Origin of the sequence: Moorena sp. SIOASIH, from assembly GCF_010671925.1 — a bacterium.
Lineage (GTDB): Bacteria > Cyanobacteriota > Cyanobacteriia > Cyanobacteriales > Coleofasciculaceae > Moorena.
Map to the genome: position 1 here is coordinate 193,714 of NZ_JAAHIH010000007.1, position 19,625 is coordinate 213,338.

Here is a 19,625-nt window from a genome sequence, read left to right on the forward strand (position 1 = left end):
TAGGGAATAATTTGGGGAGTATCAACCCTCAACAAACTCCGGAATCCATGGTGGCAACATTTCAGATACAGTCAATAAACAATCTGGAAACTGTAACGGTGAAATTATCTGCTCCTCTGCCAGAATTACCTGACTTTGATACCCTTTATCAGTCGGTTTTAGAAAAACATGCAATTGACGATTAGTTAAATCAATCACCCAATAATCAGCAATTTTTGCCTCTGCATAATGGTTAGCTTTCAGTTCACAATCCCTCTTCAAGGTAGTATCAGCAACTTCAATAATTAAATAAATTTCTGATGGTGTGGGATGATGGTCTAGGTATCGCAGTTCATCTGGCATAACTACGGCTAGATCTGGTTCGGGTTCGGAGTAATTACTTAACTGAATTGGTAATTTTGTTTGAACTAAGCCTTGCTCTCCTAAACGATTATCCAACAATCGGCGAGTGAGCCGAATCGCAGTCGCATGGGGAGTTCCCTGGGGACTCATTTGTCTAATTATCTGTCCTGCAATTAATTCAACTCGTTCATCCGGCTGCAAAATTCCCACCTTAGCCATCCGGTGGTATTCCTCAACCGTCCACAGGCGCAATGTTAAAGGGGTTTGAGTTGTATCCATGGTTGGGAAAAAGGGAAAAGGGAAAGAGTGGGGAGATAGGGAGATGGGGAGATAGGGAGATGGGGAGATGGGGAGATTTTTATGGCTGTTTCTGAATTATAGCACTACCCATTGCGGAATATATGTAAGATACAGCGGTTTTTAGCCTAATGAGGTACACATAATTTTTGCCCTGTTCCCTCTTCTTTCTTCCCTATTCCCTGTTCCCTGTTCCCTGTTCCCTAAAACCAGAAACTTTGTACCTCACCAAATTGAAAACCGCTATACAAGCTATTATGAATATTCAGGCTTTTATTTTGATTTATTCTATCAAATACTCAAGATTATCGTTAATTTTTGCCAACAGTTTTACCAGAAGAAAATGTGAGATGATATAATCGTTAAAAAAAATATAAAAGGAGGAGCAAGCAATGAGGAATAGTGACTTGTATGATCAGGACTTCGTTCTGTGGACTGAGACAACTTGCCAGCAACTCAAAACAAGAAACTTTGATGAGTTAGACATAGATAATTTAATTGAGGAGATAACATCCTTGGGACGATCTGATAGACGAGAGCTTCAGAGTAGACTTAAAGTTTTGATGGAACACTTGCTTAAAAGGCAGTATGTCGATTCAGAAGATGATTATCGAGGCTGGGAAAATACCATCGAAGAGCAGAGAGAACAGATTAATCTTCTGTTGTCTGAATCTCCTAGCCTCAAGCCTTATCTCGAATCAGTCTTTTACGATTGCTACAGATATCCACTCAAGAAGGTGATCAGGAATTATCCATCTGTTAGTTTCCCCCAGAATTGTCCTTTCACGTCTGATATTTTAGAGCAAGATTGACCTATAGCATTTGTATTTGAGTTGTGAACATAAGATTGATCGAAAAAGGGAACAGGGAACAGGGAACAGGGAACAGTAGTCAAGAGCTTGGAGGATTTTTTGGTGTTATCAAAAATTAGCAAGATTCTTCATGACCTATTTATATAGCGTTTATCATAGTTATGAGGTACAGAGATTTTGTCTCCTTATTACCTATTCCCTTCTCGCTGTTCCCTATTCCCTGTTCCCTATTCCCTGTTCCCTATTCCCTACTCCCTACTCCCTACTCCCTACTCCCTGAACTATAACCTATAGCAACACTCAATGCTCGTTCTAAATCTAGCAAAAAAATCGTTAATTTTTCTGCTTCCGTTCGCGTAGCGTGGCCTTTTGGCCATTGCCAAACTGCGACATAATTAGCCATACCGAGTAGATAGGTTTGACTGTAAGAGTCTGGCAATTTCCGAATCGTTGATAAAGGCAAATCGATCATAGTGGGTAGCCGATCAACTGGTATGGCGCAGGCGTCTCCCCCGGGAGTTTTAACGATGATCAAAAATTCGCCAACACTGGATAAATCAGTAGGAGATTTTGTAACAGCAGCGGTTTCCCCTAAACCTTGTTCTAGGGGTAGCTTAGGTTTATTAGGTTTGACCAGTATTGGTTTTAAAGGCAGCAGCGTCAAGGTTCGATTGTCTAGATGGATTAGTCTGTTATCCCTGGTACTCTCCCTAATGTTGCTGGAAAAATCCCTAACTTTCAATACCACTTTCATTGGTAATGCTAACCAATACTTAGCGATTTTAAAGACAATAACTCGGGCTTTTTTCATAAACTGTTGCGCATTTAAATTTGATATTATTCAGTTATAAAAAAACCGTCAAACTCTCTCTTATACTCCCTACTCCCTACTCCCTACTCCCTACTCCCTGTTCCCTGTTCCCTGTTCCCTGTTCCCTGTTCCCTTTGCTATATATAATTCATCCTTCATCCTTAACACGTTAGTAAGTGTTGCTAAAATATCTTCATCTAAATACGGTTTAGTTAAATAAGCCATAGCGCCAAGTTCCGTAGCAAGTTGTTTGTATTTTTCTTGACTACGGGAGGTGAGCATAATAATAGGAATATCAGCTAAAACTGGCTCTTGATGACTAAGACTCAAAAACTCAAGACCATTTAACCGTGGCATCTCTAAATCACAGATGATCAGATCAACACCATTACTTTTGCGTAATAGTTCTATCGCCTCTAAACCATCTTTAGCTTGCAGCACCTGGTTACCATTTCGTTCTAGAATTAAACTTAAATTTTGTCGCTCAGTAATGGAATCATCGACAACTAAAAAGGTTTTAGAAAGGTTACCCGGTTGTTCGCCTTTGGCGTTCGAGTAGGGTAAGTTGGCAGGTTGAAGGTTATTAGGTTGAAGGTTATCAGGTTGTTCGCCTTTGGCGTTCGAGTAGGGTAGGTTATCAGCTTGTCTATGATTAGGTTGAAGCTTGTCTGGAAAACCTTGGCCTTTCGGCCACGCTTTCGGCAAAGCCGACGCTGCGCGAACGCGAACAACGTTCAACCTGCTAACTTTCAACTCTTCAGAACCTTCAACCTTCAACCTGCTAACCTTCAACTCTTCAGAACCTTCAACCTTCAACCTGCTAACCTTCAACTCTTCAGAACCTTCAACCTTCAACCTCCCAACCTTCAACTCTTCAGAACCTTCAACCTTCAACCTCCCAACCTTCAACCTCCCAACCTTCAACAATGATCGCTGAGATTGAGGGAGCTGCTGTACATAGTTAAGTAAGCCTGTACCGTCAATTACCAGAGTTAAACGACCATCGGCCAAAATACTGCAACCATAAACATAGGGAGGATATGCGATCGCATTAGACAGCTGCTTGATCACCAGTTCTTGCTCTTCGAGTACTTGTTCCACTTCCAGTCCCACCCATGCTTCACCGGTATTCATCAATAGGACAGGATTAATCTGTTGGGGTTTAGTCAGCAAGGGATTCCAAGCGGGTAGTGTCGATACCTGTTGGGATGAGTATTCCAGTAAGGATGAAAGTTGGTAAACGGGGGTGCTATACTCATTCCCCCTGTGATGCCAATTTAGGATTTTTTGATCACTCACCATCTGGATTTGCTCAGATGCTGGCAACACTATCTGTTCAATGTCATTAGCCACAAACCCATAGACTCCCTGACTAGCTTGAACCACTAGCACCCTGGCATTCCTGAGAGCCTCTTGGATCTGCAAGCAAAAGGTCGTGCCTTGACCAGGCTGGAAGCGAACCTTAACCCTACCGTTAATCCGTTGCAGTTGGGAGCGCACCACATCTAGGCCAATACCTCGTCCAGAAAGCTCGTTAATTTGAGAAACAGTGGAAAATCCTGGCTGACACAGTAAGTCTAATAGCTGATTTGGCTCCGGTGATTCGCCCAGGGCTTCCAAGTGCTCAACACTGAGCAGGTTGGTTTCCACGGCACGATTATAAATCTTTTCCAAGTCCAGTCCCTGACCATCATCTGTGACTTCAATGATGGTGCGATTTCCTTGATAGAAGGCACGAATTTCAATCTTACCGATAGCAGGTTTACCCCTTTCTTGGCGAACCTCAGAAGATTCAATACCATGGTCGAAACCATTGCGGACTAGATGCAGTAAAGCATCATAGAGATGATTAGCAATGGTTTTATCAATTAGGACATTAGTCACACTGAGGGTCAATTCCGCTGACTTGTGATGAACATTAGACAACTGCTGCACCATCGAGGGAAAGGATTTAAGCAGATGTTCCAGAGGTATAGTCCGAACAGATTGAAGAGTATCCCTCAGCTGATTTGATAGACGCTGTTCTCGTTCCACACTAGCAGCAGCCGTAGTGGCTAACAGGCTCAGGTCTTCTGTAGCTTGAGTCAATTGCAGGGTTTCTTCCCATGCCGAATCCCACAGCTTAGAAATTTGCTGATCAGAGGAATGCTTCTTGAGCTGAGTGCGCAGTTGAGTCAGGGTTTGGCGATGTTGCTTGAGCCAATTAGACAGTTTTTCAACTACCCCTTGACAGTTTTCATCCTGCCATCCTAACTGGTTTTGGTTAATCAGTAGTTCCCCAACTAGGTGAGATAGGTGTTTAAGACCGTCTAAATCAACACGCACTGTGGCTGATGTCTTGATCGAGCCATCTGCTAATAAAGGCACACCAGCCTCAGCAGACTCCCGATCGGAAGGAGATATTGATATTTCCTTTAATTCTTTTACTGATTCAGGGTTAACCGCTAACTCCGACTCTTGCTTAGGGTCAGTCTGAGCTTGGTTAAGATTGTCTGTTGCTAAAGTTTCTGAAGATTCATCTAGAAAGATAGTATCTGGAAATATACTATCTGGAAGTATACTATCTGGCTCAAGAGATTCCTCTTCAGGAAACACTTGATTCGCTTGCTCTTGTGCAAGAGAAATATTACCAAAAGTTTCCTCAAGTAATTCATCGATAGGTGGTGAAGGTTGTTCGCGTAGCGTGGCCTTTTGGCCAAGGTTAGCAGGTTGAAGGTTAGCAGGTTGAAGGTTAGCAGGTTGAAGGTTAGTTTCCGTTGCAGGTTTAAGGTTAGTTTGGGTTGAAGGTTGTTCGCTTAGCGTGGCCTTTTGGCCAAGTTGAGTTTGGGTTGCAGGTTGTTCGCGTAGCGTGGCCTTTTGGCCAAGGTTTTCCAGACAACCTTCAACATTCCAACCTTCAACCTTCCAACCTTCAACCTGCAACGATGGTGAACCTTCAACCTGTAACTCTTCTTGTGACCCAGCTAATTGTTGAAGGGGGAGGCTGGGGTTTCCTCCACGAGTGCGATCGCCTGCTAAGACAGCGGTATGAGCTTCCTGGAAATTCCTTAAGGCAATCTTGGCAATTTCCATCACCTGTTCAGGCTGAGCATCAAGGGCTCTGAGGGTGTGTTCGGCAATTGCTTTAAACCCTGGTAAGCTCAAGGATTCCCCTAACCCTACAAATATTTCAGCTTGTTCTCGCAAGGTGTCGGCAATCTCTATCAACGTAGCCTTGTCATAATCGGGGGTTGTTCGCGTAGCGTGGCCAATAGGCCAAGGTTGAAGGTTAGTTTCGGTTGTTCGCGTAGCGTGGCCAATAGGCCAAGGTTGAAGGTTAGCAGGTTGAAGGTTAGTTTCGGTTGGAGGTTGAAGGTGGTTTGGTTGAAGGTTAGTTTGGGTTGGAGGTTGAAGGTGGTTTGGTTGAAGGTTAGTTTCGGTTGTTCGCGTAGCGTGGCCAATAGGCCAAGGTTGAAGGTGGTTTGGTTGAAGGTTAGTGTTGGTTGTTCGCGTAGCGTGGCCTTTTGACCAAGGTTCAAGGTTGTCTGGAAAACTTTCAACCTGTAACCTGCCAACCTGTAACCCTTCAGAACTTTCAACATCCAACCTGCCAACCTGTAACCCTTCAGAACTTTCAACATCCAACCTGCCAACCTGTAACCCTTCAGAACTTTCAACATCCAACCTGCCAACCTGTAACCCTTCAGAACTTTCAACCTTCAACCTGCCAACCTGTAACCCTTCAGAACTTTCAACCTTCAACAAGGAAGCTAGGTGATCGATGCGTTGTTTGACTCCTACTTCAAAGATAGATTGGACAATATCAAAGCCAAGTTCTGCTGATGTGGGTAGAGAGGCTTGATAGTCAAAGCAATCTCCTAATTTAGCTTGCAGTTTAGCAAACACCCCTGCAGCTCGGTTGATAATCTCAGTATTCTTGCTCAACTCCCCGGTCATTTCAGCGGTCAGTGCCATCCTGAGGCACTGATATCCTTCAAACAGTAGTGTTTCTAGCTCTGTATCAATGGTTGCCTCAGGGGCTAACATTGCCCGGAAGACATCTTCGAGATAATGTGCTACACTCTTTATGGTGTCTTGCTGGACATTAGCAGCTGCGCCTTTCAGGGTATGAGTCGCTCGCATTAGGTCATAAAGTTGGTTTTTTGGCTTGTCTGGTTTCAAAGCCAGCAAATGTTGTTCAATAACTTGCAGCAAGTCCTGGGCTTCCCCAAGAAAGTATCGATAGGTTTCTGGATCAATAGTTGACATTTTTTTAGGGAGTAGGGAGTAGGGAGTAGGGAGTAGGGAGTAGGGAGTAGGGAGTAGGGAGTAGGGAGTAGGGAGTAGGGAGTAGGGAGTAGAAACTTGACTGTACCTGATAAGTATAATCAACGCTATATAATTCAAGGGAATAATAATCCCTAAAACCAATCTCAAAGCGCCAGTTGCTCCCCAACCTCCCCACCCTCCCACACTGCCCACACTGCCCACACTGCCCACACTGCCCACACTGCCCGGGCCCCACACTCCCTACCCGTAGAACTATAACTAGTTAACGGTAAACTGCTCAACAGCTGCCTGTAGATTTTTGATGGTGGTGAGGGATTCCTTGAAGGACTCCCAAAGCTCGGTAGAGTCTTCAGAGGTATTGGTGGATATGGCGGCAACTTCTTTCATGGTTTGGGTGACGGATTGTGATTGTTCTAGTTGGGCTAGGGTTGCCTGGGTAATACCTTCAACTAACTGGCTAATCTCAGCTGTAGCTGATGCGATCGCATTTAGATTGCCTTTGCTTTCTTCTACCAATTCTGTGCCAGTATTAACCTGAGCGATAGCGACTTCGGTCACTTTAATCACCTCTCGGGTCTGAGTGCGGATTTCAGCAACTAAATTAGAAATTTCCGTAGTTGCCTTGGCTGACTGTCGAGCTAAGGAGCGCACCTCATCAGCTACTACCGCAAAACCTTTACCATACTCCCCAGCCCTGGTAGCTTCGAGAGCAGCATTGAGGGAGAGTAGCTGGGTTTGGGTGGCAAAATCACTAATCAAATTCAATACCCGGTCAACATTTTGGGAGTATTGACTTAACTGTCTAATTTGGTGGCTGGCTTCCTCCACACTGTCCCGAATTCCTAGAATTCCCTCCACCGTGCGGTTCATAGCTGTCTCCCCCGATGCTACTTTTTGGTTTGCCTCTTGCACAGCTAGGTCGATGGATTGGGCGCTAGCGGTTACGGCTTGGGTGGAGTTAACCATGCTCTGGATTTGATCCATGGCTTGGGTCAACTCCTGACACTGATGCTGGGCTTCTTGGGAAACTTTAGTAATTGCTGCTTCACTCTCTGTGGCAGTTTCAGCGACTTTCACAGAAGCTGAGAGTACCTGGATCACAATTTGCCGTAAACTGTGAATGGTGTTGTTGTAGGCATCTGCAATCGTCCCAAGTTCATCATTGGTAATCGGAGCTCTAACCGTCAAGTCACCGTCTAGAGCAGGTCGGACAGCTGTAAGCAAATCAATAGCACGCTGTTGGAATAATTCCCTAGCCTCCTTTTCCTGTGATGCTAATTCTGCTAGTTGTTGGGATTGGGATTGCAATTGTTGCAAATACTCAGCTCGCTGCAACGGTATACTCATCTGAGCCGCAATCTGAACCATCCAATTAATCTCTTCTGCGTGCCAATCCCTAGGCTCAGAATTTTGATAAGCAGCCAGTAAACCCCACAGCTTATCCCATTGGAAAATGGGCACAATAGTATAGGCTCTAGCCTGATATCGCTCTAGCTGCTCGATATAACAACTTGAAAAATCCCCTTCGTAGATATCACTAACCACCCAGAACGGTTTCTCTTGGCTAGAGAGATTGCCTTGGATGCTTTGTAGATAGGTATCTCGGATGGTTGGGGCTTGCTGGCTAAACTGCTCAGGGGTATTTCCAGCCACCGTTTTCACGATGCATTCACTAATATTTTTGTTGATGAGGGGATTATTAGTCTGTTCCTGGATTAGGGAAGTCCAGGCACTACCCAAAGACTCAGCCACAAAGGAGCCACTCCAATCAGAATTGAAGCGATATATCGTAACACGGTCAACCCCTAAGAATTTACGAACTTCGTTGGTAGTAACATTAAAAATAGTGCGCAGGTCTTGGGATTGTTGAATTTTATCCGTGACCTTAGTCAGTACTCGTTCCCGTTCTGCTGCTTGACGTAATTCCTCAGACTTTAACCGCTGTGCCTCCAGTAGCTCAGCATGTTGCAATGCTACTTCTAACTCAGCTGCAATCTCCACCATCCAGCTAACCTCTGACTGTTTCCATTGCCTGATATCAGAGTTTTGATAGGTAGCCAATAATCCCCAGAGTTTTTCATCCTGGTAAATAGCTACAATCACATAAGCTCTGGCCTGATAACTTTCTAGGACTTCCAGATAACAAGGGGTGAACTCCTGATTGTAGATATCCTCCACCACCCGGTAGGTTTCCCCCCTACTATAGGTTCCCCCCTGGGTTTCTTGAAGATAAGTATCAACCTGGTTAATTGGTTCAGTGGCCAATTGTTGGATGCTGCATTCGCTGATATCAGCCCTTAGGGTGGGGTTATTAGTCTGGCTCTGAAGCAGAGAAATCCAGCCTCCAGCCACAGACTCTGCTACCAATTCACCACTCCAATCGGGATTAAAGCGATAGATAACCGTTCGGTCAGTTTTGAGCAGCTGTCGCACTTCTTGAGTCGTGGTCTGGAAAATAGTCTTGATATCCAGAGAACGGCGGATTTTGTTAATGACTTTCGCCACAGTTGCTTCCCGCGCCTGCTGCTGTTGCAACTGAGTCCGTAACTCGTGGGTAGCTAGGTGAAGGGATAGTTCTGTGGCAATAGTCCGAAAGGAATTAATCTGTTGTGGAGTCCAGGATGGGACCGACCTGTCTTGGTTTGTCTTTACCTGGCATCGCTGCAGGACCAACAAACCCCAAGCTTTCCCCGATACGGGCAAGCATAAGCTGAGACTGGTTTGAACTTGAAATTTATCCAGCAGCTGGAGTTGGTAGGGGGTGACGGAATCATTGGTGACCTGATCGATAATTACCCTTGACTGCTGCAAATACTCTGTGGACAAGTCAGCCCCAAAAGCAGTAGCATCTATGGTTTCCCCTAAGCAAGGAGTCCACCCCCGTTCTACTGCTTCTGCCAAAACTATTCCGGTGCGAGTAGACGTGAAGCGATAAATTAACACCCGCTCGGCTTGGGTGAGAGGTTGCACCCCATTGAGTGTATTGTTCAGTAAGGTTTCCCAGTCCCCAGCTTGACTCATTAATGTGCTAACATCTAACAATTTTTCATGCTGGGCTTGGAACTGTTGTTGGAGTGCGTCTTCGTAGCTAAGCTTCAATTGCTGAATTTCCAGATTCACCCCTGCCGTAAACTGCTCAACCTCCTGACCAAAGGATTCAAATTGCTCCAAATTTTTTTTCAGGTCTAACTTATCTACCCTTCGGCGTTGCTCTAGATCAGTTTTTAGCCTGTCTAGGCTAGCGTTAAATCCCTCTAGGTTGGGGCGAGCAGAGTTAAAAAAATGCGGAGTATGATCGTTGAGGAGATTGTGATTTTCTAATAGCAGTTCTGAATCATTATCATCCCATTGTGCTTCTGACATCTGCCTAGAGTAGTAAATTTTGCTTATACTTCATACTTTATATCAAGTGCTGCTTGGACAATTCGTTGGGCATCTAAGACAATACTGCTGGCTTCGGGAAGATAGGCTTTGACAAATTGCCCAAATCTGAGGGGCAATAATCGATCACGGGGTTGTAAGTTTTGCCAATGGTGCTGTTCTATTTCTTCCACTTGTGAAACCACCAGTCCCAGCAGTTTGCTGTTGACTTGAAGTACGATCACCATGATTTTTTTCCTCGGGATGTCCTTGGGTTGCCAAACAGGAGGAAATCCTAGCAGATAGTTTAGATCTAACAACCACAGCATTTCACCACGCCAGTTGTAAATCCCAATCACACTATCGGGAGTGTGGGGGACTGGCAAAATTCCAGCAACCGACACATTCAGAATTTCTTGGATGTAGTTTACCTGTAACAAAGCCCCATTACCAGACCCTACCTGGAAGCGCAAAAATTTCTCTTGGGGTGGAACTTGGGCATCAACACTGACCTTAACGGAGGTAGCCAGAGGTAATTGAGCTTGATTCCCCTGGAAATTATGTTCATTTTTCTGCCAGGAGACAGGATAATAGACTTGATTAGCTCTTACCGTTGAGCCTGACTCTAGCCAAGTAGATAAGTCGAGCACCACCGGAATGCTTTCTAGTTTAATTTGTTTGCGCCATGCTGGTTGTTTCTCCCTTAGGCTACGCCCCAAAATTTTGACGGTATCAATTGAGTTTGGTTTTAGCTTGCTGATTGTGTGGTAGATAAATCTTACCACGGCTCCTGGTTTAGGAGCGGGGTCTGCTTCGAGTAAAACCAATAAACAGCTATCGTGAAGTTTAACTTTAGCTATAATACCTTCGTGCTGAAGTTTGTGATTCAGTATGGCGGCAATGACGTTTGGGTTTCCCTGTTTAGCTAATTGTAAAATTTTGCTTGTCTTGGAAATCTGCTCTTTGCTCATCAAACCAAGTTAGTATCCAAATTCTCAGAAATTTATGATACATATAATTCCAAGGTATTTAATAGCTTGATTTGTAATAATTTTTAATTTTGGTTATAGTGACTGCTCACGTTTTTAAAATTGCCTGAAAAATTGCGTGAATTTATGGGCCAATGAAAACCAGGGTTGAATCTACGTCTAATAGCTTGAGTGCTAAGCTAGTACGCTACGGTCAGGAAAAATTTACTGGCCGACTGGATCTGAAGGTGTCAACTGCTCAGCAATGGAGCTTCTACTTGAGCTATGGCCGTTTGGTCTGGGCATCTGGCAGTGTTCATCCCACTAGGCGTTGGCGTCGGCAGATAATCTACCATTGTCCTGAGCTTAATCCTAATCGGATTGCCCTGAAAAAGATAGAGCCAGGGTCGTGTTGGGACTACCACTTGATGGTGCTGTTAGCACGGAAGCGAATGATCAACCCCCAACAGACTGTGGTTGTAATTCAAGGCACTGTAGCAGAAATATTGTTTGATATCCTCCAGAGCCTAACCTTAGTTTCTCCGGAGCAAACCCTAATTCAACCCAGTAATGGTTCTGTGTCGTCAAACACGATTGAAACTAGGGTCAAGAAGCCTGACAATTTCTTGCTCAATGCCCAGTTGGGAGTACGTCCCTCCATGCAGGGGATTTTGCCACAAACGTGGATGTTAGAGGTAGAACCAATTATTAACCAAGTTCAAAAGGTCTGGCAGCAGTGGTCAGAAATGGGTTTGGAGGATGTTTCTCCTGACTTAGCACCGGTGCTGTTGCAAAAGTCGGCTTTGCAAGAGCAAACGTCGGTGGCCACCTACAAAAATTTGGTAAGCCTAATCAACGGTAAACGCACCCTGCGAGATATAGCAGCCCTGCTCAAACGAGATCTGTTACTGCTGACGCGATCGCTACACCCTTATATTAAGAAACAACTGATTGAACTAGTAGAAGTGCCTGACTTGATAGCTCCCAACTTTGTAGATCTCCCCGCCAAGGCAGGCATTAGTACCCAAAAAGCCCAAACCCAAAAAGCCCAGAAGAAGTCTGATCAGGCATTAATAGCCTGTATTGATGATCACCCCCAAACCTGTAAAATCATGAAGGACGTGATTCAATCAGCAGGTTATCGATTTTTAGGAATCCAAGACTCTATCAAAGCTCTACCTTTGCTACTCAAACATAAGCCAGATTTAATATTCTTGGATTTGGTGATGCCGATTGTTAATGGCTACGAAATGTGCGCCCAGATCCGCCGGGTGTCAATGTTTGCCAATACACCAGTGATCATTCTGACTGCTAAAGATGGTATTGTAGACCGGGTACGAGCCAGAATCGTTGGGGCGACTGATTTCCTTAGCAAACCAATCAACAATCAAAAAGTAGTGGCAACGGTCCGCAAGTATCATACAACGTCGCCCACCAAGACCGACCCAGTTGAAAAAGGCAAGAGTCGGTAAGTGAAGGAAGAGTCTGGAGGTGGGGGGAATCCAGAATTGTCCTAGGTTAACGGTTAACGGTTAACACTTAACGGTCAACGGTTAACAGTCAACAAACACTAACTATTGAATCAGCTCCTCTAGGGTACACAGCAGTTCTTCTGGAGTCACTGGTTTAGCTAAGTAGGCATCAGCCCCCAGCATCTTTCCCCAAATTTTGTCCACCTCAGTACCTTTGGTGGAGCAAATCACTACAGGAATCTGGCTAGTGTGAGGATTAACTTTCAGGGCTCGACAAAACTCAAAACCACTTTGACCAGGCAAAATTACATCTAAAACCACTAAATCTGGCGTATGGTGAGATAATTTTTCCCGAGCCTCCTCAACACTAGCCACGCCAGTAACCCCCAAACCCGCTTGTTGCAAACAGCGAGTTAGGTACTGTCTTTCTGTTACGCTATCTTCTACCACCAAAACAGTTTTCATAGATTAAAGTATAGCACCTTATACAGAAAATTTGTTAATGGCAAGGGTTGAATTAATGATAAAATTACGGTTTTTGTATAGCGCTATTGTTATTCAATCAGGGTGAACTCAGCTCTTCCACCCAAGGGGGTTAGATCAAATCCCTGGTGACCAGAGCAGGGGGAGCAGGGGAGCTTCCGGAGCAGGGGAGCTAAGGCCGTGGGCCACCCTTACTGGCAGAGCCAGACGCTGCGCGAACGCGCCCCGCGTGGCCTACGGCCAAAGGCGAACGGAGTTTTGGATCTTCAAAGTAGGGAGTAGGAAATAAGGAATCGGGAAGACAGGAGTAAATTAAAAGATTTTTAAAAGTCAGCAATCAAGAATTTTAAAGACTTAAAAATTAAGTTTGCCAGTAAGCATTCAGGGGTCAGCTATCAGCTATCAGCTATTAGCATTAAGCTAAGGTGCTTTTTAATAAGCAATGGATCACGCCGTGCTGCATCAAGAAAATAGGTAACCATGTGTTATAGCGCTACGCGCAAGGCAAAAGGCATGCATGCTAGAGGCAAAGGTGCGCTTTCCGCATCAAGAATTAAATTCGCCACGGGTCGCACCTAAAAGTTCACTACAAAAGCTTTTCAGCTTCTATCAATGTCCTTTTAATGTGTAGTGCTATAAATCTGAGTTACGTCTGCTGACGGCTGACGGCTGACCGCTGATAGCTGAATGCTTACGTTTGCCACAAGGTATATATCATCTAGCAAAAAACTGTGATTTTTTGAATAAACTATTTCCTAGAATAGTGCAACAACTAATAAGATAGTTTAAATCATAAATACTGACTCGATACTCCTCAATCATAGGAGAGTTGCTTATGGGGAATTAAGGTAAGAAAAAAAAATTATAATCTGTGAAGCTAGGATCCTAAATTTCAGTAGAAACTTCACTGTAGAGACTTGACTGTAGAGACCTCACAATATTATCACAAACTCAGCCTAACCTTTAGAAAGCTGAGTCAAGAAGGCTTCTTGGGCTGTTTACATAGCAGTAACACACAGGAGAGTTTTTTGAGTCAACCGGCTCGGGTTCCAAAAATCGGATTCATAAAATGATCAGCTAGGGCTGATAAGTACATAGAAAGTTCAAAACAGTACTAGTCATGATAGTGAACCACCATTACCAACTTCCCCACTGGTCAATGACCCAAAGCCAGCCTCTGAGTTATCTAGGCTTGCTACAACAACTACGGGTAAGCAATCGAGAGGATTAACAATGGTGGTTAATGTATCAGGGCGCATCCAGCCGATAAGCAGTCATACCAGCTACTGGGAGTTTAATTGGTTAGTCAAAAGTCAGTTAAAATTCACCCATGTAGACTCTCGTATCCTGGTTTGCGACCGCTGCATTGGTGTTGCTCAACTATGGCAGCCAAACGCAGGGCAGCTGGGGAAAAAGACTCCTGTGGATGAAATCCTAAGAAACCTAATTGAAGAAGTATCCCGCTACCCAGACCCAAGTCCTGAGCGGCAGAAAGCCTTGAATCGTCTCCTGATCGTTGTTCAAAATTTACCTGGCATTTACAAATCTTCCCACGTAGACTATCTAGAGGCGTTAAATCGAACCTGGGAATGGGTCATCCGCAATCTGTACCAGTTTGAGCCAAATTCAACCTCCCTTGAAAAAAGCTTAGTGACCTGGATCAACGGATATTTACGCTGGCGCATCCGAGATTTATATATCTCAGATAGTAGATATCCAGGGATTAGCACTAATCAACCGATCGGTAACAGTGAGGAGGATTCAAGGACTCTAGAAGACCGGTTGCCAGACCCTAGACCTTCCTTGAGTAGACTGGATGATTACATTGAACAAATCCAGACAGCTGAACGCCAGCGTCTAAGTCAAGCGATTCTCGAAGAAATTAAAAACGATCCAGATGAGAAACTAATCAGTTGTCATCCCCGCAAATATCCCAAATGTAATTGCCAGCTATTAGCAATGCGGTTGCTAGTACAAGAACCACCCCAGAGAATTGCTGAGATTGCTAGAGAATTAAACGCTAACCAACAAACTCTCTACTCTCACTGGAAGAAAAAATGCCTGCCGAAGCTGCAAGATATTGGTAAAAAGTTTGGATATCAACCATGACTATTACAGAATCAACTAACATTAAGGTTTCTATTAGCCCATACGCTCATAGTTATGCAGCACAGTTTGCTGCTGAACAAACCACCCCTCGGAAGGGAAAACACGTCTATTTAAATACTTTAGCAGTTTATGCTGTTAACAACTATCTTAAATGGCTCAAGATTCCCAGTAATCTTGCTCAAAGTGATTGTTGGAATCCGGGTTTGAGAGCATTGTTTGATGTAGCTGATCTGGTTTTGCCCAACATTGGTAAATTGGAATGTCGTCCAGTGCTACCAGGTCAGTCAGCCTTGAACGTGCCACTAGAAGTGACCGAAGACCGGATTGGCTATGTGGCAGTGCAGTTCAGTGAGCAATTAGACCAGGTAGAGTTATTGGGATTTGCTCCGTATCATGCGATCGCTAAATCCCTAGACCCTTTACCCCTAGAACATCTTCAATCTCTCGATACACTAATTGACAAGATTGATTGGATTAAGAAATCGGTGAGGGTAACCCAATGGTTTGAAGAAATATTTCAGGCAGATTGGCAACCACCACCATCACTGCTACCTGAGTATAGGTACAGGTCTAGTTTCAAAACCGTTACTTCCTTCAGAGGATCTGAGTTAGGTATCAAGCGGCGCTCCAAGCAAGAACCGAGGATAGAGGCTTTAAGGGGTAATGACAGATCAACGATGCGAGCCAAGCTAATGGACTTAGATGGTCAAGGGGTAGTCCTGCTGCTGCAAGTTAATTTCCAACCTCCTGATACTGAAGATATCGATATTTTTATGCGGCTATATCCTGCGGGGGATGCAATGTATTTACCACCAGATTTGCAGGTAAATTTACTCGATGAATCGGGAAAGTCTTGTATGAAAGCTCAAGCTGGAAAAACTAACGACAAGATCCAAATTGATTTCAGTTGCCAACCAGAGGAACGATTCAGTGTCAGATTAAAATTGGGAGATATAAGTATCACGGAAAAATTTATAATTTAGGTAAAATATCAGCTATCAGCTATCAGCTATCAGCGATTAGCGCTACGCGCACGCGTGCGCGTTCAGCTATCAGCTATCAGCGATTAGCGCTACGCGCACGCGTGCGCGTTCAGCTATCAGCTATCAGCGATTAGCGCTACAGATGGTGCTACTTGAGGTGCTTTTGAATATCTCTGTTCTGTCACTCATCGAAGTTGTAAAATCAAGAGGAAAACCCACCCCACGGTCGAGGTGGGGTGTGGCCTTATTTAATTAATTGGGCAAATGTTCACTAAACTCATCTAGGGAGTTAACGGTTAATGCCGTGGCCATCAACTCTTCTAATTGTTCGAGAGTTAAGGCTTGAATTCTGACGGATATCTCGACAGGAATCTCTGAAAATCGCAGTTTAAGGATGCGCTCTAAACTGCCTCGACGTTCTTGTTGGATGCCTTGTTCAATCCCTCGTTCAATCCCTTGTTCAATCCCTTGTTCAACCCCTTGTTCAATCCCTTGAGCAACACCCTCTTGTAAAATCTCTTGATACCAGGGTGATTCTCGTAATACTGTCATATCCCACCTCATGATTTGTTGAATTAAGGGTATCTCTTCTTGATGCAGTCGCTCATGGGGGAAACCCCCAAGACCGCGCTGCATCGCTAATACAAAACTAGCAAAGAAAGCTAAGAGCGGTTCTAGTTGATTCAAGGTTTGATCCGCTCGTAGCGCCTGCACCGCTGAGCGCAATTTTGATTCGCTACCACCTCCAAATAAAATTGGTACAAATGGAAATAGGGGAGGCAAAGGTTGTTCTAATACTAATTCAGCCTCTACTTCCCACAGATTAATTACCCGATAATCTTGACGGGCTTTTAATCCCATAAATTCACTGTCGTAACAGTCTTCGATTGTGACCGTGCTTGGGGGCGGCAAGATGTTAATTAATACCGGATAAGCGGATAGGTTGTATTTTTCCTCAGCTAAAGCGACATAATTGCGCATTCTCTGAGGCATGTTCTGGTCATACCGTAGTTGTAATTCATTGAGAATCAGAAATTCGGAGTGTTCCGGGCTAGACGCTTTTACAATTACATCGCTTTCGCGACTAATCCATTGAAACTCAGCATCGAGTAACTGAGATGCCCGCACTTGGGGATTACCGGTTACCCATTGCACCCAAGCATTAGGAGCGAGACTGATTAGGCGTTTGCTACCAATATCTGCACGTTTTGCCATACAATACAATTGATCGAATCAATACTAATTACTGAGTCATGCCCACCCCACGGTCGAGGTGGGGTGTGGCCTTATTTAATTAATTCGGCAAATGTTCACTAAACTCATCTAGGGAGTTAACCGTTAATGCTGTGGCCATCAACTCTTCTAATTGTTCGAGAGTTAAGGCTTGAATTCTGACGGATATCTCGACAGGAATCTCGGAAAATCGCAGTTTAAGGATGCGCTCTAAACTTCCTCGACGTTCTTGTTGGATGCCTTGTTCAATCCCTCGTTCAATCCCTTGTTCAATCCCTTGTTCAACCCCTTGTTGGATGCCTTGTTCAATCCCTTGTTCAATCCCTTGTTCAATGCCTTGCTCAATCCCTTGAGCCACACCCTCTTGTAAAATCTCTTGATACCAGGGTGATTCTCGTAATACTGTCATATCCCACCTCATGATTTGTTGAATTAAAGGTATCTCTAGCACAAAACTAGCAAAGAACGCTAAGAGCGGTTCTAGTTGATTTAAGGTTTGATCCGCTCGTAAAGCCTGCACCGCTGACCGCAATTTCGATTCACTACCACCTCCAAATAAAATTGGGACAAATGGAAATAGGGGAGGCAAAGGTTGTTCTAATACTAATTCAGCCTCTACTTCCCACAGATTAATTACCCGATAATCTTGACGGGCTTTTAATCCCATGAATTCCTTGTCGTAGCAATTTTCAATGGTGACTGTGGCTGGGGGCGGCAAGATGTTAATTAATACTGGATAAGCGGATAGGTTGTATTTTTCCTCAGCTAAAGCGACATAATTGCGCATTCTCTGAGGCATGTTCTGGTCATACCGTAGTTGTAATTCATTGAGAATCAGAAATTCTTGATGTTCAGGACTAGAAGCTTTGACAATCACATCGCTTTCGCGACTAATCCATTGAAACTCAGCATCAAGTAACTGAGATGCCCGCACTTGGGGATTACCGGTTACCCATTGCACCCAAGCATTAGGAGCGAGACTGATTAGGCGTTTGCTACCAATATCTGCACGTTTTGCCATACAATACAATTGATCGAATCAAGACTAAATATTGAGTTACATCCAGGACTATTTCTGGGGTCCAACTAAAATTTGATTAGTGAAGAGCTGGGCTTTTCACACTACTTCCTGTTTCTTAAGATTCTTCGTCTATAGACTCGCCGTCTGTAGACTCGCCGTCTATAGACTCGCCGTCCATAGGGTCTCCTAAATCGAAGATAATAATAAATTTTTCCTCAGGCATCAGCCGTTTCAGGGCCTGCAAGTGACCCTCCGCGTCAGAACGGTTCCGGAAACGACGAACAACCACCCGCTGCATGTTCGGCAATAGGCGAATGAGCGCCCATGGGTAGAGGCGTTGAGAGTACGACATAAAATATTAGGTATCTCCTTAACTGGGGCTCCAGAGCCAGCCTGTAGCCGAGAGAAACTGTCGGCTGGCTCTTACCGTGGAACGTTCTAGCGCCCACGGTATTTTTATTATAACACAAAAAATACTATATTATAACATATTTTGAAAAGTTTTGTAACAAATGTTGGGAGAAGGGAACAGGGAACAGGGAATAGGGAATAGGGAATAGGGAATAGGGAATAGGGAATAGGGAGTAGGGAACAGGGAACAGGGAACAGGGAGTAGTGGAGTGGGGAAAAATCCTGTGTACCAAGCTAAATAATTAATTGATTAATTATTTTATTTAAGTAACTATGTGCGATGGGGCTTGGAGCCGCTCCGCGATTGGCCGTAGGTCACGCTACGCGATCGCATTCCCGATTCCCGATTCCCGATTCCCGATTCCCGATTCCGGATTTCCTAACTATTCCGGTTTTGACGCAGTCGCTTATTGTTGATAAACACAGCACTTGACTTGCTCTCCACCCTTACCATATCTACCACTTTTACCACACTTTCCTCCCTATTCCCTGTTCCCTATTCCCTGTTCCCTAAAAAAATAAATTGTCAATTTCTCTTTTTTTACTTAAACTATTATTATCGGAATAGTTAATGGGGAGACAACTGATGAACAAGTGCGTTGGAACTACTGAAGCAGCATCTCTATTAGGAATTTCCTCTCGAAGATTGCGCCAACTCCTAGAGAAGGGTCGGGTCCGGGGTGCCTATAAAAGCGGGAAATTCTGGATTATTCCTCTGTTCAACCATTTGCCACAAATTACTAAAGGTAATCGTGGACCAAAGGGGAAATGGCGCACTAGTCGTCCGCCAGCTTTAGCGAAGATTAATGTCAATCGCAATCACATTGGCTCGAATATGAAGAAAAGCCCCAAAGACCGGAAGCCAGTGATTTCAGTAAAACGAAAGGGCACTAATCTCTACGGTAATGAGGTGGAAATCCTTGGTCCTTGTAAGATTGTTTATCAGCCGGATAATCCCCTTGATTGTGGTGCTCGTTTGTGGATCGAAACCTTCAGTGATATTCACTTTATTGGTGGTAGTTTTCCGGCTATTAGCTAAGTCGGTCAAGGCTTT

Annotated in this window: 18 protein-coding genes; 8 read left to right on the forward strand and 10 right to left on the reverse strand. The window is 44.3% G+C overall.

What is annotated here, in order from left to right; translation table 11 throughout:
* Positions 1-21 precede the first annotated feature (21 nt).
* A complete protein-coding gene (locus F6J90_RS36975) occupies positions 22-621 on the reverse strand; it encodes a Uma2 family endonuclease (RefSeq protein WP_293105810.1) in 600 nt (199 codons plus the stop codon).
* A gap of 167 nt (positions 622-788) precedes the next feature.
* On the opposite strand from F6J90_RS36975, the gene F6J90_RS36980 reads away from it, so the two are divergent.
* The 3 genes from F6J90_RS36980 to F6J90_RS36990 all read left to right on the forward strand — a co-directional run bounded on the left by F6J90_RS36980 (position 789) and on the right by F6J90_RS36990 (position 1,738).
* Positions 789-998, forward strand: coding sequence for a hypothetical protein (locus tag F6J90_RS36980; protein ID WP_293105812.1), 210 nt, complete (start codon positions 789-791; stop codon positions 996-998).
* Positions 999-1,031: 33 nt separating this feature from the next.
* On the forward strand, positions 1,032-1,451 hold the full coding sequence (locus F6J90_RS36985; RefSeq protein WP_293105815.1) for a DUF29 domain-containing protein: 420 nt from the start codon (positions 1,032-1,034) through the stop codon (positions 1,449-1,451).
* 161 nt (positions 1,452-1,612) lie between these two features.
* Positions 1,613-1,738, forward strand: coding sequence for a hypothetical protein (locus F6J90_RS36990; protein WP_293105817.1), 126 nt, complete (start codon positions 1,613-1,615; stop codon positions 1,736-1,738).
* Here F6J90_RS36990 and F6J90_RS36995 read toward each other — a convergent pair.
* The 4 genes from F6J90_RS36995 to F6J90_RS37010 form a co-directional block, all read right to left on the reverse strand.
* Complete coding sequence (locus tag F6J90_RS36995) at positions 1,714-2,262, reverse strand: hypothetical protein (RefSeq protein WP_293105820.1); 549 nt, start codon at positions 2,260-2,262, stop codon at positions 1,714-1,716. The two genes, F6J90_RS36990 and F6J90_RS36995, sit on opposite strands and share 25 nt — an antisense overlap.
* 90 nt (positions 2,263-2,352) lie before the next feature.
* Complete coding sequence (locus tag F6J90_RS37000; protein ID WP_293105822.1) at positions 2,353-6,633, reverse strand: hybrid sensor histidine kinase/response regulator; 4,281 nt, start codon at positions 6,631-6,633, stop codon at positions 2,353-2,355.
* Positions 6,634-6,789: 156 nt separating this feature from the next.
* Positions 6,790-9,894, reverse strand: a complete 3,105-nt coding sequence (locus tag F6J90_RS37005) for a GAF domain-containing protein (protein ID WP_293105825.1) — start codon at positions 9,892-9,894, stop codon at positions 6,790-6,792.
* 23 nt (positions 9,895-9,917) lie between these two features.
* Positions 9,918-10,862 carry a chemotaxis protein CheW gene (locus tag F6J90_RS37010; RefSeq protein WP_293105828.1) on the reverse strand — a complete coding sequence of 315 codons (945 nt, stop codon included), beginning with the start codon at positions 10,860-10,862 and terminating at the stop codon, positions 9,918-9,920.
* Positions 10,863-11,014: 152 nt separating this feature from the next.
* Between F6J90_RS37010 and F6J90_RS37015 the strand changes: the two genes are divergently transcribed.
* Entirely contained in the window at positions 11,015-12,331 is a 1,317-nt protein-coding gene (locus tag F6J90_RS37015; RefSeq protein WP_293105831.1) for a response regulator, read from the forward strand.
* 102 nt (positions 12,332-12,433) lie between these two features.
* On the opposite strand, the gene F6J90_RS37020 is transcribed toward F6J90_RS37015, so the two are convergent.
* Positions 12,434-12,796, reverse strand: coding sequence for a response regulator (locus F6J90_RS37020; RefSeq protein ID WP_008187608.1), 363 nt, complete (start codon positions 12,794-12,796; stop codon positions 12,434-12,436).
* Positions 12,797-14,047: 1,251 nt separating this feature from the next.
* Between F6J90_RS37020 and F6J90_RS37025 the strand changes: the two genes are divergently transcribed.
* Positions 14,048-14,923, forward strand: a complete 876-nt coding sequence (locus tag F6J90_RS37025) for a hypothetical protein (protein ID WP_293105931.1) — start codon at positions 14,048-14,050, stop codon at positions 14,921-14,923.
* Positions 14,920-15,906, forward strand: coding sequence for a DUF1822 family protein (locus F6J90_RS37030; protein WP_293105934.1), 987 nt, complete (start codon positions 14,920-14,922; stop codon positions 15,904-15,906). The genes F6J90_RS37025 and F6J90_RS37030 overlap by 4 nt, the downstream gene beginning before the upstream one ends.
* Positions 15,907-16,158: 252 nt before the next feature.
* On the opposite strand, the gene F6J90_RS37035 is transcribed toward F6J90_RS37030, so the two are convergent.
* The 4 genes from F6J90_RS37035 to F6J90_RS37050 all read right to left on the reverse strand — a co-directional run bounded on the left by F6J90_RS37035 (position 16,159) and on the right by F6J90_RS37050 (position 18,804).
* On the reverse strand, positions 16,159-17,121 hold the full coding sequence (locus F6J90_RS37035; RefSeq protein ID WP_293105936.1) for a DUF4351 domain-containing protein: 963 nt from the start codon (positions 17,119-17,121) through the stop codon (positions 16,159-16,161).
* 79 nt (positions 17,122-17,200) lie between these two features.
* Positions 17,201-18,160, reverse strand: coding sequence for a DUF4351 domain-containing protein (locus F6J90_RS37040; protein ID WP_293105939.1), 960 nt, complete (start codon positions 18,158-18,160; stop codon positions 17,201-17,203).
* 115 nt (positions 18,161-18,275) lie between these two features.
* Positions 18,276-18,512: a hypothetical protein gene (locus F6J90_RS37045; RefSeq protein ID WP_293105942.1), complete on the reverse strand. Its 237-nt coding sequence runs from the start codon at positions 18,510-18,512 to the stop codon at positions 18,276-18,278.
* 124 nt (positions 18,513-18,636) lie between these two features.
* Entirely contained in the window at positions 18,637-18,804 is a 168-nt protein-coding gene (locus tag F6J90_RS37050; RefSeq protein WP_293105944.1) for a hypothetical protein, read from the reverse strand.
* A gap of 71 nt (positions 18,805-18,875) precedes the next feature.
* On the opposite strand from F6J90_RS37050, the gene F6J90_RS37055 reads away from it, so the two are divergent.
* Both F6J90_RS37055 and F6J90_RS37060 read left to right on the forward strand, forming a co-directional pair.
* A complete protein-coding gene (locus tag F6J90_RS37055; RefSeq protein WP_293105947.1) occupies positions 18,876-19,004 on the forward strand; it encodes a hypothetical protein in 129 nt (42 codons plus the stop codon).
* A 153-nt stretch (positions 19,005-19,157) separates the two neighbouring features.
* Positions 19,158-19,610, forward strand: a complete 453-nt coding sequence (locus F6J90_RS37060) for a helix-turn-helix domain-containing protein (RefSeq protein ID WP_293083775.1) — start codon at positions 19,158-19,160, stop codon at positions 19,608-19,610.
* Positions 19,611-19,625: the final 15 nt, after the last annotated feature.